This is a genomic window from Klebsiella sp. TF21-TM, from assembly GCF_019753495.1.
Lineage (GTDB): Bacteria > Pseudomonadota > Gammaproteobacteria > Enterobacterales > Enterobacteriaceae > Klebsiella > Klebsiella quasipneumoniae.
Genome location: NZ_JAIJYL010000037.1, coordinates 1 through 14317, shown reverse-complemented (window position 1 = coordinate 14317; position 14317 = coordinate 1). Strand labels below are relative to the sequence as shown.

General features: G+C 53.7%; 10 protein-coding genes. All 10 read right to left on the bottom strand.

Annotated elements, in window-relative coordinates:
- Positions 1–26: 26 nt before the first annotated feature.
- The gene (gene dcuB, locus K5R89_RS24015; RefSeq protein WP_032454532.1) at positions 27–1367 is read right to left on the bottom strand and encodes an anaerobic C4-dicarboxylate transporter DcuB; all 1341 of its coding nucleotides are present in this window, start codon (positions 1365–1367) and stop codon (positions 27–29) included.
- Between the two features lie 397 nt (positions 1368–1764).
- Positions 1765–5988 (bottom strand): DNA-directed RNA polymerase subunit beta', encoded by a 4224-nt coding sequence (gene rpoC / locus K5R89_RS24010; protein WP_023291591.1) that lies wholly within the window; start codon positions 5986–5988, stop codon positions 1765–1767.
- Between the two features lie 76 nt (positions 5989–6064).
- Positions 6065–10093 (bottom strand): DNA-directed RNA polymerase subunit beta, encoded by a 4029-nt coding sequence (rpoB, locus tag K5R89_RS24005; protein WP_004206758.1) that lies wholly within the window; start codon positions 10091–10093, stop codon positions 6065–6067.
- A gap of 324 nt (positions 10094–10417) precedes the next feature.
- Positions 10418–10783, bottom strand: a complete 366-nt coding sequence (gene rplL / locus K5R89_RS24000; protein WP_002884142.1) for a 50S ribosomal protein L7/L12 — start codon at positions 10781–10783, stop codon at positions 10418–10420.
- Between the two features lie 66 nt (positions 10784–10849).
- Entirely contained in the window at positions 10850–11347 is a 498-nt protein-coding gene (gene rplJ / locus K5R89_RS23995; protein WP_001207203.1) for a 50S ribosomal protein L10, read from the bottom strand.
- A 289-nt stretch (positions 11348–11636) separates the two neighbouring features.
- Complete coding sequence (rplA, locus tag K5R89_RS23990; RefSeq protein WP_002884036.1) at positions 11637–12341, bottom strand: 50S ribosomal protein L1; 705 nt, start codon at positions 12339–12341, stop codon at positions 11637–11639.
- Positions 12342–12344: 3 nt separating this feature from the next.
- A complete protein-coding gene (gene rplK / locus K5R89_RS23985; RefSeq protein WP_002884034.1) occupies positions 12345–12773 on the bottom strand; it encodes a 50S ribosomal protein L11 in 429 nt (142 codons plus the stop codon).
- A gap of 156 nt (positions 12774–12929) precedes the next feature.
- The gene (nusG, locus tag K5R89_RS23980; protein ID WP_001287521.1) at positions 12930–13475 is read right to left on the bottom strand and encodes a transcription termination/antitermination protein NusG; all 546 of its coding nucleotides are present in this window, start codon (positions 13473–13475) and stop codon (positions 12930–12932) included.
- A gap of 1 nt (position 13476) precedes the next feature.
- On the bottom strand, positions 13477–13860 hold the full coding sequence (gene secE / locus K5R89_RS23975) for a preprotein translocase subunit SecE (protein WP_002883772.1): 384 nt from the start codon (positions 13858–13860) through the stop codon (positions 13477–13479).
- 337 nt (positions 13861–14197) lie between these two features.
- A partial coding sequence (locus K5R89_RS23970; protein WP_001384287.1) for an elongation factor Tu 1 occupies positions 14198–14317 on the bottom strand: 120 nt, incomplete at its 5' end.

Here is a 14317-nt window from a genome sequence, read left to right as displayed (position 1 = left end):
GCGTCGCTGCCGGCGCCCGTCCCCGCTTACAGAAAGCCGTACATCGCAGCGAATACCCAGCCAAAAACGCAGGAGACGCCAACGCCGATGAGCCCGGGCAGGATAAAGCTGTGGTTAATCACAAAGCGGCCAATATGGGTGGTCCCTGAGCGGTCAAACTGGATCGCCGCCAGATCGCTGGGGTAGGTCGGCAGAATATAGTAGCCATAGCAGGCCGGCGCAGAAGCCACGATATAGGCCGGGTCGACGCCGATGGCCAGGGCCACCGGAACAATCGCCGCCAGCGCTGCCGCCTGCGAGTTTACAAACTTCGAAACCAGCAGCAGCACGATGGCATAGGCCCATGGATACTCTTTGACCATCTCCCCGAGCACCCCTTTAATTTCGGTCATGTGAGCGCCAAACATGGTCTCCGCCATCCAGGCGATGCCGTACACCGCGACGATAGCGATCATTCCCGAACGAAAGACCTCATTTTTGGAAATCGATGCCGGGTTGGTTTTAGTAATGATGATGATCAGCGCCCCGGAGAGCAGCATAAACATCTGGATCACCAGCACCATCGACAGCGGTTTACCGTCAAAGGTCGGACGCAGTTCAGAGAAGGCGCCGAGCAGCGCCACCACAGCGATGGAGGCCAGAAAAATCCACATCGCTATCCAGTTGCTGGTGGGCAACTTTCTATCCAGCAGCGTCGCCGTATCGCCATAGACGTAATGGCGGTTCTCCGGTACCGCAATAAACGCCTGGAAGGCTTCGTCTTTATCCAGATCTTTGCCACGGAACCAGCTGAAGATGCCGATGGCTAAAATGCCCAGCAGCGTGGAAGGAATGGTTATCGCCAGCAGATCGAGAAACTCAAGATGTTTACCGTTAAAGGTAAAATTCCCCAGCATCGCCACCAGCGAGACCACCGCCACCGAGACCGGGCTGGCGATGATCCCCATCTGGGCGCCAATGGAGCTGGCGGCCATCGGACGCTCCGGGCGAATGTTATTCTTAATCGCCACATCGTAGATAATCGGCAGGATGGTATACACCACGTGACCGGTACCGCAGAGGATAGTCAGCGTGCAGGTGACGAAAGGCGCCACAATAGAGACATATTTTGGGTTTCGCCGCAGCAGCTTCTCGGCAATCTGCAGCATGACATCCAGGCCGCCGGACGCCTGCAGCGTCGCCGAGGCGGCCACCACCGCAATGATCACCAGCATCACATCAACCGGCGGTTTACCCGGCTGGAGATGAAAAACAAAGACGAGGATCACTAAACCGATGCCGCCCAGCAGCCCCAGCGCAATACCGCCTTTTCGGGCACCATAAAACAGACAAATTAAGATAATAATGAGTTGTATCGCGAATTCCATGCAGCCCCCAGAGCCTGTCCGCTCAGACCTAAAGTAATGATCCCTACCTGCCTGCCGGGATTATTTCTGCGCCTTGTTGGGGGAAGCATGAGATGCAGCGATCCCTCTCCAGGCCGTCGCGCCGAAGATAAAGCAGCAGCAGTAATCCCATGATTCATCAGGTATTTTGAATATATCCTCTTTAAATTGTTTATTTTTTGATATGAGTAGAAGTTTTACCCATATATAAAGAAAGGTTTTTGAGGTGCAAGGCTAAAGGATATTTTTTATGAATTAATTGCTAAAAAATTGCATCCTGGATATGGCGTAAATGTAATTAAAGACGGGGACTGCGGAGAACAGGCAATAAAAAAGCCGGTCAGGAAACCTGACCGGCTTTTTAGCAGTGCATCAACGATTAATCGTTGTCAGAACCGCCCAGACCTGCGTTCAGCAGCTCTGCCAGGTTGGCAGATGCTTCTTCCACGCTCACCTGCGGTGCCGCCGGCAGTTCGCCAGCAGCGCGACGGCGCATACGATCCTGGTGGTACGCATAACCGGTACCGGCCGGGATCAGACGACCCACGATGACGTTCTCTTTCAGACCGCGCAGTTCGTCGCGTTTGCCCGCAACGGCTGCTTCGGTCAGCACGCGAGTGGTCTCCTGGAACGATGCCGCGGAGATGAAGGACTCGGTGGCCAGAGACGCTTTGGTGATACCCAGCAGATCGCGGGAGAACGTTGCGCCCACTTTGCCGTTCGCTTCCAGTTCGCGGTTTGCGATCTTGACGCGGGAGTATTCCACCTGCTCGCCTTCGAGGAAGTCGGAGCTGCCTGCGCTTTCGATGGTGGCTTTACGCAGCATCTGACGAACGATAACTTCGATGTGTTTATCGTTAATCTTAACGCCCTGCAGACGGTATACGTCCTGGACTTCGTTAACAATGTAACGGGTCACAGCATGTACGCCACGCAGACGCAGAATGTCGTGCGGTGCTTCCGGACCGTCGGAAACTACGTCACCACGTTCTACACGTTCACCTTCGAACACGTTGAGCTGACGCCATTTCGGAATCATCTCTTCGTACGGCTCGCTACCGTCTACCGGGGTGATAACCAGGCGACGTTTCCCTTTGGTTTCTTTACCGAAGGAAATGATACCGCTGATTTCAGCCAGGATAGCCGGCTCTTTCGGACGACGTGCTTCGAACAGGTCCGCAACGCGCGGCAGACCACCGGTGATGTCCTTGGTACCGCCGGATTCCTGCGGAATACGCGCCAGGGTGTCACCAGAGCTGATCTGTACGCCATCTTCCAGCTGAACAATCGCTTTACCCGGCAGGAAGTACTGAGCAGGCATATCGGTACCTGGGATCAGAACGTCGTTGCCCTGAGCATCAACGATTTTCAGCGCCGGACGCAGATCTTTACCACCTGCGGTACGTTCTGCAGAGTCCAGAACCACCAGCGAAGACAGACCGGTCAGCTCGTCGGTCTGACGAGTAATGGTCTGGCCGTCGATCATGTCAGTGAAGCGGATAAAACCACTCACTTCGGTGATAACCGGCATGGTGTGAGGATCCCAGTTTGCGACGGTTTCACCGCCGGCAACCTGCTCACCGTCGCCTTTCGCCATAACCGCACCGTAAGGCACTTTATAGCTCTCTTTGGTACGACCGAATTCGTCGATCAGCTTCAGCTCGGTGTTACGAGAAGTGATAACCAGTTTACCGCTGGAGTTCACAACCGACTTCGCGTTGCTGAGCTTGATGCTACCTTTGTTTTTCACCTGGATGCTGGATTCAGCAGCCGCACGAGATGCCGCACCACCGATGTGGAACGTACGCATCGTCAGCTGTGTACCCGGCTCACCGATGGACTGTGCCGCGATAACGCCGATAGCCTCACCTTTGTTGATGATGTGGCCACGCGCCAGGTCACGACCATAGCAGTGCGCACATACACCAAAGTCGGTGTCACAGGATACAACGGAACGCACTTTGACGGAGTCAACGGAGTTCGCTTCCAGCAGGTCACACCAGTGCTCGTGCAGCAGCGTGTTGCGTGGAACCAGAATATCCGCAGTACCCGGCTTCAGCACGTCTTCCGCCGTCACACGACCCAGTACGCGATCGCGCAGCGGCTCTTTAACGTCGCCACCTTCGATAACCGGCGTCATAGTGATGCCTTCCAGGGTGCCGCAGTCGTCTTCAGTGACGACCAGGTCCTGGGCAACGTCGACCAGACGACGAGTCAGGTAACCGGAGTTCGCTGTTTTCAGTGCGGTATCCGCCAGACCTTTACGCGCACCGTGCGTGGAGATGAAGTACTGGAGTACGTTCAGACCTTCACGGAAGTTCGCGGTGATCGGCGTTTCGATGATGGAGCCATCCGGCTTCGCCATCAGACCACGCATACCGGCCAGCTGACGAATCTGTGCAGCAGAACCACGCGCACCGGAGTCGGCCATCATGTAGATGCTGTTGAAGGAAACCTGCTGCTCTTCCTGACCGTCACGGTTAATCACGGTTTCGGTTTGCAGGTTATCCATCATCGCTTTGGATACACGATCGTTCGCCGCAGCCCAGATATCGATAACTTTGTTATAGCGTTCGCCCGCGGTCACCAGACCGGACTGGAACTGTTCCTGAATCTCAGCAACTTCCGCTTCCGCTTCGCTGATGATTTCGTATTTTTTCTCCGGGATGACCATGTCATCGATACCAACGGATGCACCTGAACGCGCTGCGTAAGCAAAGCCGGTGTACATCGTCTGGTCCGCGAAAATAACGGTCGGTTTCAGGCCCAGAATACGGTAACAGGTGTTCAGCATCTTGGAGATCGCTTTCTTACCAAGCGCCTGGTTCACAATAGAGAACGGCAGACCTTTCGGTACGATCATCCACAGAATGGCACGGCCAACGGTCGTGTCTTTCAGGCTGGTTTTCGCGACAAACTCACCATTGTCGTCTTTTTCGTATTCAGTGATACGCACTTTAACGCGCGCATGCAGAGAGGCCAGGCCGGCGCGATAAATACGCTCAGCTTCTTTCGGGCCAGTCAGCACCATGCCTTCGCCTTTGGCGTTAACACTGTCACGGGTCATGTAGTACAGACCCAGTACAACGTCCTGAGACGGAACGATGATTGGTTCGCCGTTCGCCGGGGACAGGATGTTGTTGGTAGACATCATCAGCGCACGCGCTTCCAGCTGGGCTTCCAGCGTCAGCGGTACGTGAACAGCCATCTGGTCACCATCGAAGTCGGCGTTGTATGCCGCACAAACCAGCGGGTGCAGCTGGATGGCTTTACCTTCGATCAGAACCGGTTCGAATGCCTGGATACCCAGACGGTGCAGGGTCGGCGCACGGTTCAGCAGGACCGGGTGTTCACGGATAACTTCGTCCAGGATATCCCAAACGACAGCTTCTTCGCGCTCAACCATCTTCTTAGCGGCTTTGATGGTGGTGGCCAGGCCACGCAGTTCCAGCTTGCCGTAGATGAACGGTTTGAACAGCTCCAGCGCCATTTTCTTCGGCAGACCGCACTGATGCAGACGCAGGTATGGACCTACGGTGATAACAGAACGACCGGAGTAGTCAACACGCTTACCGAGCAGGTTCTGACGGAAACGACCCTGTTTACCTTTGATCATATCGGCCAAAGATTTCAGAGGACGTTTGTTAGAACCGGTGATCGCACGACCGCGACGACCGTTGTCCAGCAGGGCGTCAACCGCTTCCTGCAGCATACGTTTTTCGTTGCGTACGATGATATCCGGCGCAGCCAGATCCAGCAGACGTTTCAGACGGTTGTTACGGTTGATCACGCGACGATACAGATCGTTGAGGTCAGACGTCGCGAAACGACCGCCATCCAGCGGAACCAGCGGACGCAGATCTGGCGGCAGTACCGGCAGAACGGTCAGGATCATCCACTCCGGCTTGTTGCCAGACTGTACGAAGGCTTCCAGCAGCTTGATGCGCTTGGTCAGCTTTTTACGCTTGGTTTCGGAGTTGGTTTCGTTCAGCTCTTCACGCAGCTGCTCGCATTCCTGCTCCAGATCCATATTGCGCAGCAGCGCCTGGATCGCTTCCGCACCCATCTTCGCGTCGAATTCGTCACCGAACTCTTCCAGCGCGTCCAGGTACTGTTCTTCGGTCAGAATCTGGTTGCGTTCGAGGTTGGTCATGCCACCTTCGATAACCACATAGGATTCAAAGTACAGTACACGTTCGATATCGCGCAGCGGCATATCCAGCAGCAGGCCGATACGGGACGGCAGGGATTTCAGGAACCAGATGTGCGCAGTCGGACATGCCAGCTCAATGTGGCCCATGCGCTCACGACGCACTTTAGTCTGGGTCACTTCAACGCCGCACTTCTCACAGATCACACCGCGGTGTTTCAGGCGCTTGTACTTACCGCACAGGCACTCATAGTCTTTTACCGGCCCAAAGATACGGGCGCAGAAAAGGCCGTCACGCTCAGGTTTGAACGTACGGTAGTTAATGGTTTCCGGCTTTTTAACTTCACCGAAAGACCATGAACGGATCATGTCTGGCGAAGCCAGAGCAATTTTGATCGCATCAAACTCTTCGGTTTTAGTTTGCGCTTTCAGAAACTTTAATAAGTCTTTCACGGATTTGCTCCCGTCGGAGTTAGCACATTCCGCTGCCGGGCGTTAACCCGGCAGCAGTGACCTGTTTGAGCGAGAATTACTCGTCTTCCAGTTCGATGTTGATGCCCAGCGAGCGAATTTCTTTCAACAGTACGTTGAAGGATTCCGGCATGCCCGGTTCCATCTGGTGATTGCCGTCCACGATGTTTTTATACATCTTGGTACGACCGTTCACGTCATCAGACTTAACGGTGAGCATTTCCTGCAGGGTGTAGGCTGCGCCGTATGCTTCCAGCGCCCACACTTCCATCTCACCGAAGCGCTGACCACCGAACTGCGCCTTACCACCCAGCGGCTGCTGAGTCACCAGGCTGTAAGAACCGGTGGAACGCGCGTGCATTTTGTCGTCGACCAGGTGGTTCAGTTTCAGCATGTACATGTAACCCACGGTTACCGGACGCTCGAACTGCTCACCGGTGCGGCCGTCGAACAGGGTGATCTGACCGGAAGTCGGCAGGTCGCCCAGCTGCAGCAGCGCTTTAATTTCCGCTTCTTTCGCACCGTCGAACACCGGCGTTGCGATCGGCATACCTTTACGCAGGTTTTCAGCCAGACGCAGAACTTCTTCATCGCTGAAGGTATTCAGGTCAACTTTCTGACGAACGTCAGCGCCCAGATCGTAGGCACGCTGGATGAACTCGCGCAGTTTCGCGACTTCCTGCTGCTGTTTCAGCATGGCGTTGATCTTATCGCCGATGCCTTTCGCAGCCATACCCAGGTGAGTTTCCAGGATCTGACCGATGTTCATACGAGACGGTACGCCCAGCGGGTTCAGGACGATATCTACCGGCGTACCGTTAGCATCGTGCGGCATATCTTCGATCGGGTTGATCTTAGAGATAACACCCTTGTTACCGTGACGACCTGCCATCTTGTCACCAGGCTGGATACGGCGTTTAACGGCCAGGTATACCTTAACAATCTTCAGCACGCCCGGTGCCAGATCGTCGCCTTGGGTGATTTTGCGGCGTTTCGCTTCGAGTTTTTTCTCGAACTCGTGTTTCAGTTCGTCGTACTGCTCAGCCAGTTGTTCCAGCTGATTTTGTTTCTCTTCGTCAGTCAGGCCCAGTTCCAGCCAGCGATCGCGCGGCAGTTTGTCGAGCTTCTCAGCTTCAACGCCACCGGAGACCAGCACCGCGTAGATACGACTGAACAGACCGGCTTCGAGGATCTGCAGTTCTTCAGACAGGTCTTTTTTGGCCTGCTTCAGCTGCATCTCTTCGATTTCCAGCGCACGTTTGTCTTTTTCTACGCCGTCACGGGTAAAGACCTGAACGTCGATAACGGTACCAGAGACACCGTTCGGTACGCGCAGAGAAGAGTCTTTAACGTCAGACGCTTTCTCACCGAAGATCGCACGCAGCAGTTTCTCTTCCGGCGTCAGCTGGGTTTCACCTTTCGGCGTAACCTTACCAACCAGAATGTCGCCGCCGGTCACTTCCGCACCGATATAAACGATACCGGATTCATCCAGTTTGGAGAGCGCAGCTTCACCCACGTTCGGGATGTCAGCGGTGATCTCTTCCGGCCCCAGCTTGGTGTCACGGGACACGCACGCCAGTTCCTGAATGTGGATAGTGGTGAAACGGTCTTCCTGGACAACACGCTCGGAAACGAGGATGGAGTCTTCGAAGTTGTAGCCGTTCCACGGCATGAACGCGACGCGCATGTTCTGACCCAGCGCCAGCTCACCGAGGTCGGTGGACGGGCCGTCGGCCAGCACGTCGCCGCGCTCGATAGGTTCGCCCAGGGACACGCAAGGCATCTGGTTGATGCAGGTGTTCTGGTTAGAACGGGTGTATTTGGTCAGGTTATAGATGTCGATACCCGCTTCGCCCGGGTACATCTCGTCTTCGTTAACTTTGATAACGATACGGGAAGCATCCACGTACTGAACGGTACCGCCGCGCTTAGCAACGGCAGTAACGCCGGAGTCGACGGCTACAGCACGTTCCATACCGGTACCAACCAGCGGCTTATCAGCGCGCAGAGTCGGAACGGCCTGACGTTGCATGTTCGCACCCATCAATGCACGGTTGGCGTCATCGTGTTCCAGGAACGGGATCAGGGACGCACCGACGGATACCACCTGCTGGGTGGATACGTCCATGTAGTCAACCTGGTCGCGGCTGAACAAGCTGGATTCGCCTTTGCTACGGCAGGTCACCAGATCTTCTACGAAGTGGCCGTTTTCATCCAGGTTGGAGTTCGCCTGAGCGATAACGTAGTTGCCTTCTTCGATAGCAGACAGGTAGTGAATTTCGTCGGTAACCACACCGTCGGTCACTTTACGATACGGCGTCTCGAGGAAGCCATATTCGTTGGTCTGCGCGTATACGGACAGGGAGTTGATCAGACCGATGTTCGGACCTTCAGGCGTTTCGATTGGACATACGCGACCGTAGTGAGTCGGGTGTACGTCTCGAACTTCGAAGCCTGCGCGCTCACGGGTCAGACCGCCTGGGCCGAGTGCGGAGATACGACGTTTGTGCGTGATCTCAGACAGCGGGTTGTTCTGGTCCATAAACTGAGACAACTGGCTGGAACCAAAGAACTCTTTCACTGCTGCGGAAATCGGCTTGGCGTTGATCATATCCTGAGGCATCAGGGTATCCAGATCGCCCAGAGACAGACGCTCTTTCACCGCACGTTCTACACGTACCAGGCCAACGCGGAACTGGTTTTCCGCCATTTCGCCAACGGAACGGATACGACGGTTGCCGAGGTGGTCGATATCGTCCACTTCGCCTTTACCGTTACGGATATCGATGAGCTTCTTCATCACTTCGATGATGTCGTCTTTGCTCAGGATACCGGAACCTTCGATTTCGTCGCGCAGCAGAGAACGGTTGAACTTCATACGACCAACCGCGGACAGATCGTAGCGGTCTTCGGAGAAGAACAGGTTCTCAAACAGGCTTTCAGCGGCTTCACGAGTCGGCGGCTCGCCAGGGCGCATCATGCGGTAGATTTCTACCAGCGCGCTCAGACGATCGTTAGTCGGGTCGACGCGTACCGTTTCAGAGATGTATGGACCGTGGTCCAGATCGTTGGTAAACAGCGTTTCGATGCGCTTGTGGCCAGACTGGCTCAGCTTAGCCAGCAGATCCAGGCTCAGCTCCATGTTCGCCGGGCAGATCAGTTCGCCAGTCGCTTCATCGATATAGTCTTTAGCCGCCACTTTGCCCGCGATATATTCAACCGGCACTTCGATATGCTTGATATCGTCTTTTTCCAGCTGACGGATATGGCGAGCCGTGATGCGACGGCCTTTCTCAACGTACACTTTGCCGTTGGCTTCGATATCGAAGGAGGCGGTTTCACCGCGCAGACGCTCCGGAATCAGCTCCATCTGCAGCTTGTTGTCGCGAATTTCAAAGACCACTTTTTCGAAGAACAGGTCAAGGATCTGCTCAGTGGTATAATTCAGCGCGCGCAGGATGATGGTAGCCGGCAGCTTACGACGACGGTCGATACGAACGAACAGGTTGTCTTTCGGGTCGAATTCGAAGTCCAGCCAGGAACCGCGGTAAGGGATGATACGTGCGTTATACAGAACCTTACCGGATGAGTGAGTCTTACCTTTGTCACTGTCAAAGAAGACGCCCGGGCTACGGTGCAGCTGAGAAACGATAACACGCTCGGTACCGTTGATGACGAAGGTACCGTTGTCGGTCATGAGCGGGATTTCGCCCATGTAGACTTCTTGTTCTTTAATGTCTTTGACGGTGCCTTCCGGCGCTTCGCGCTCGTAGATCACCAGACGCAGTTTTACGCGCAGCGGTGCAGAGTAAGTCACGCCACGGATCTGACATTCTTTAACGTCAAAAACCGGTTCGCCCAGACGGTAGCTGACGTATTGCAGCTCGGAATTACCGCTGTAGCTCTGAATCGGGAACACGGAACGGAAAGCAGCTTCCAGACCGTACTGCCCTTCAGGATCTTGCTCGATAAACTTCTGGAACGAGTCAAGCTGGATAGAAAGGAGATATGGCACATCCAGAACTTGTGGACGTTTACCAAAATCCTTACGAATACGTTTTTTCTCGGTATAGGAGTAAACCATAGGGTTCCTCAGCTCGCTGACAAGTCGACCCATCTGCCCGCAGAGGGCAGTTTTTTATGCAACACTATTTTGTTGACCGGAAAATGGAACACTTTCCGCAATGCCTGTTGCTATCACGCTTAAACCATTTCATTGCGATTTACACAGCCCAGGAACCCTAACCTGTCGCAGTATATTAAGTCGTCGATAGAAACAAGCATTGAGAGGCAAACCAGTAGTCAAACAGCGTGAAACGCTACTGGCGCCTTACAGCGCAAAAAGGCTGGTGACCAAAAAGTCACCAGCCTCAGCCTGATTTCTCAGGCTGCAACCGGAAGGGTTGGCTTATTTAACTTCAACTTCAGCGCCAGCTTCTTCCAGAGATTTTTTCAGAGCTTCAGCGTCGTCTTTGCTGATGCCTTCTTTCAGTGCAGCCGGAGCAGATTCTACCAGGTCTTTAGCTTCTTTCAGACCCAGGCCAGTCGCGCCACGTACTGCTTTGATAACAGCAACTTTGTTAGCGCCAGCAGCTTTCAGAATTACGTCGAATTCAGTTTTTTCTTCAGCAGCTTCAACCGGGCCAGCAGCTACAGCTACAGCAGCAGCAGCGGAAACACCGAATTTTTCTTCCATTGCAGAGATCAGCTCAACAACGTCCATTACGGACATAGCGGATACTGCTTCAATGATTTGATCTTTAGTGATAGACATTTAAATTGTTCCTGAATATCAGAATAAGTTTATACGTAAGCGAATGCTTTACAATGATAACTGCGATTAAGCAGCTTCTTTCGCATCGCGTACAGCAGCCAGAGTACGAACCAGTTTGCCAGCCGAAGCTTCTTTCATGGTTGCCATCAGGCGTGCAATTGCTTCTTCGTAGGTCGGCAGAGTTGCCAGGCGGTCGATCTGCGACGCCGGGATCAGCTCACCTTCAAAGGCAGCGGCTTTGACCTCAAATTTTGCATTCGCTTTCGCGAACTCTTTGAACAGACGAGCAGCAGCGCCCGGGTGTTCCATAGAGTATGCAATCAGGGTCGGACCAACAAACGTGTCTTTCAGGCACTCGAACTGAGTACCTTCAACGACGCGGCGCAGCAGGGTGTTACGAACAACACGCATGTATACGCCAGCTTCACGACCTGCTTTACGCAGTTCAGTCATTTTATCTACAGTTACGCCACGGGAATCCGCAACTACTGCAGACAGCGCGCCTTTGGCTACTTCGCTGACTTCAGCAACAATCGCTTGTTTGTCTTGAAGATTTAAAGCCATTAGCTTTGCTCCTGGATGTTTGCCAGAGCCTATGCTCTGGAACTCACTTCACTCAATTCAACGAAAAGAGCGTCTAAATACGGTGAGCAGAAACAAGCCAGAATATCCAAAAATAATCTTAGCGTTCTGTCACCGTCTACGCAGGGGATTAAGTTTCTTGCGAAACACCTGCGGTCTTCGACGGAGGCCTGGATAGGCCAGGCTCCAACGAACAATTCGGTTACCTGCTAACCATCGTTAGCAAACGTGGGCGAAGATTGTAGACAAATTCGCCGCCCACGTAAAGGCATTAGTTTGCAGAAGCGTTCAGGCCAGCCTGATCTACTGCAACACCTGCACCCATGGTGGTGGAGATGCTAACTTTCTTGATGTACACGCCTTTCGCCTGAGTCGGTTTTGCTTTTTTCAGCGCAACCAGCAGAGCTTCCAGGTTTTCTTTCAGTTTGTCAGCATCAAAGTCCACTTTACCGATGGTGGTGTGGATGATGCCGTTTTTGTCGTTACGGTAACGAACCTGACCTGCTTTCGCGTTTTTAACCGCTTCAGCAACGTTCGGAGTTACGGTACCCACTTTCGGGTTCGGCATCAGGCCACGCGGACCCAGAACCTGACCCAGCTGGCCAACAACGCGCATTGCATCCGGGGAAGCAATAACAACGTCAAAGTTCATTTCGCCTTTTTTGATCTGCTCAGCCAGATCTTCCATACCTACCAGCTCAGCGCCTGCAGCTTTAGCAGCTTCAGCGTTTGCGCCCTGGGTAAATACGGCTACGCGAACGGAACGGCCAGTACCGTGCGGCAGTACAGTTGCGCCACGGACGTTCTGGTCAGATTTACGCGCGTCGATGCCGAGGTTAACGGCAACGTCTACGCTTTCGGTAAATTTAGCGGTGGCCAGCTCTTTCAGCAGAGCGATGGCTTCGTTGATGTCGTACTGTTTAGTTGCATCAACTTTCTCACGGATCACGCGCATGCGCTTGGTCAGTTTAGCCATTTCTTAGTCCTCCACTACCAGGCCCATGGAACGTGCAGTACCTTCGATGGAGCGAGTCATCGCTTCAATGTCGGCACCAGTCATGTCGGCAGCTTTGGTCTGCGCGATTTCCTGCAGCTGAGCGCGGGAGATTTTACCCACTTTATCTTTGTTCGGCTTACCGGAACCAGACTTGATGCCTGCAGCTTTCTTCAGCAGAACAGCAGCCGGCGGAGTCTTGGTAACAAAGGTAAAGGAACGGTCAGCGTAAACGGTGATAACAACCGGGATCGGCAGACCTTTCTCCAGGGAATCAGTTTTGGCGTTGAACGCTTTGCAGAATTCCATGATGTTCACGCCCTGCTGACCCAGTGCTGGGCCGACCGGCGGGCTCGGGTTCGCCATACCAGCTGCAACCTGCAGCTTGACGTAGGCTTGGACTTTCTTAGCCATTCTTAAATCCTCAAATTGGGTATTAACGCTTCAGAGAAGCTCCCCGTGATTAAACATCGTTTTACGGGCCGGGCCCATAAAAACAAAAGGCGCGAAATTGTATGCCAATTTCGCGCCCTATGCAACGATTAAATCGCTGCTTTTTTGATCGCCGGCTTACGCCTTCTCAACCTGGCTGAAGTCCAGTTCTACCGGGGTCGCACGACCGAAGATAGAAACGGAAACTTTCAGGCGGGACTTCTCATAGTCCACTTCTTCCACCACGCCGTTAAAGTCAGCGAACGGACCGTCGTTAACGCGAACCATTTCACCTGGTTCAAACAGCGTTTTCGGACGCGGCTTATCGCCAACCTGCTGCAGACGATTCATGATGGCGTCGACTTCTTTGTCGCTGATCGGCGCCGGACGGTCAGAGGTACCGCCGATGAAGCCCATCACGCGCGGTACGCTGCGCACCAGGTGCCAGCTTGCGTCGTTCATGACCATCTGGACCAGAACGTAGCCCGGGAAGAATTTACGTTCGCTTTTGCGACGCTGGCCGCCACGGATCTCAACCACTTCTTCGGTCGGGACCATGACTTCGCCAAATAACTCTTCCATGTTGTGTAATTTGATATGTTCACGCAGCGACGTGGCTACGCGACCTTCAAAACCGGAAAACGCCTGAACGACGTACCAGCGCTTTTTAGGAGCTTCAGACATCTCAGAACCTCAGGCCAGTGATAAAGGAGACCAGGCGAACCAGAATACCATCCAGTCCCCACAGGATCAGTGACATTACTGCAGTCACGGCAGCAACAATCAGCGTAGTATGCAGCGTTTCCTGGCGAGTCGGCCAAATCACTTTACGAACTTCGGTTCTCGCTTCGCGAGCAAAAGCAACGGTCGCCTTACCTTTCGTCGTCAACAGCGCGACGCCACCGGCAGCAGCAATAAGAATAACCACGGCCAGCGCACGCACCGCCAGCATAATGTCGCGATAAAGGAAGTTGCCCACGATCGCCACGATCAGCAGCACGGCAACGATAATCCACTTCATCGCTTCCAGGCCGCGCCCGCTCCCTTGAGCTTCGGTATTCGCACTCATAAACCAACCTGTCAGAAGTATTCTACAAACAATTTCACCCCGCGGGGGCGAGGCGATCCAAACCGAAATTAAGTTTCGGATTATACACTTAACTATTCAAATTGCTTCAACGCTGACGGTTCTGTCGCCCCTGCCCTGCTGTTGCAAAGAAGGATACTGATTTGCCGTCGCACTACCGCTCGAATGGTTTGGTGTATAAACGCCCTCTTCAGAGCCTGTCTCAGCAATGATTATGACAAATAAAATCACTGATGAGCCAGGTTCTGGTGTGAAAGCGTGCAAAAAGGGCATCAAATGATGCCCTTTTATTGCGCATTGCGTCAAATGTTATCAGCGATTAGCCGAGAACTTTAGCAACCACGCCCGCGCCAACGGTACGACCGCCTTCACGGATTGCGAAACGCAGACCATCGTCCATCGCGATCGGGTGGATCAGGGTAACAACCATTTTGATGTT

Excerpts from the sequence above, each read along its gene's own strand:
- dcuB (WP_032454532.1), bottom strand. The coding sequence starts at position 1,367 with ATGGAATTCGCGATACAACTCATTATTATCTTAATTTGTCTGTTTTAT.
- rpoB (WP_004206758.1), bottom strand. The coding sequence starts at position 10,093 with ATGGTTTACTCCTATACCGAGAAAAAACGTATTCGTAAGGATTTTGGT.
- rplL (WP_002884142.1), bottom strand. The coding sequence starts at position 10,783 with ATGTCTATCACTAAAGATCAAATCATTGAAGCAGTATCCGCTATGTCC.
- rplJ (WP_001207203.1), bottom strand. The coding sequence starts at position 11,347 with ATGGCTTTAAATCTTCAAGACAAACAAGCGATTGTTGCTGAAGTCAGC.
- rplA (WP_002884036.1), bottom strand. The coding sequence starts at position 12,341 with ATGGCTAAACTGACCAAGCGCATGCGCGTGATCCGTGAGAAAGTTGAT.
- rplK (WP_002884034.1), bottom strand. The coding sequence starts at position 12,773 with ATGGCTAAGAAAGTCCAAGCCTACGTCAAGCTGCAGGTTGCAGCTGGT.
- nusG (WP_001287521.1), bottom strand. The coding sequence starts at position 13,475 with ATGTCTGAAGCTCCTAAAAAGCGCTGGTACGTCGTTCAGGCGTTTTCC.
- secE (WP_002883772.1), bottom strand. The coding sequence starts at position 13,860 with ATGAGTGCGAATACCGAAGCTCAAGGGAGCGGGCGCGGCCTGGAAGCG.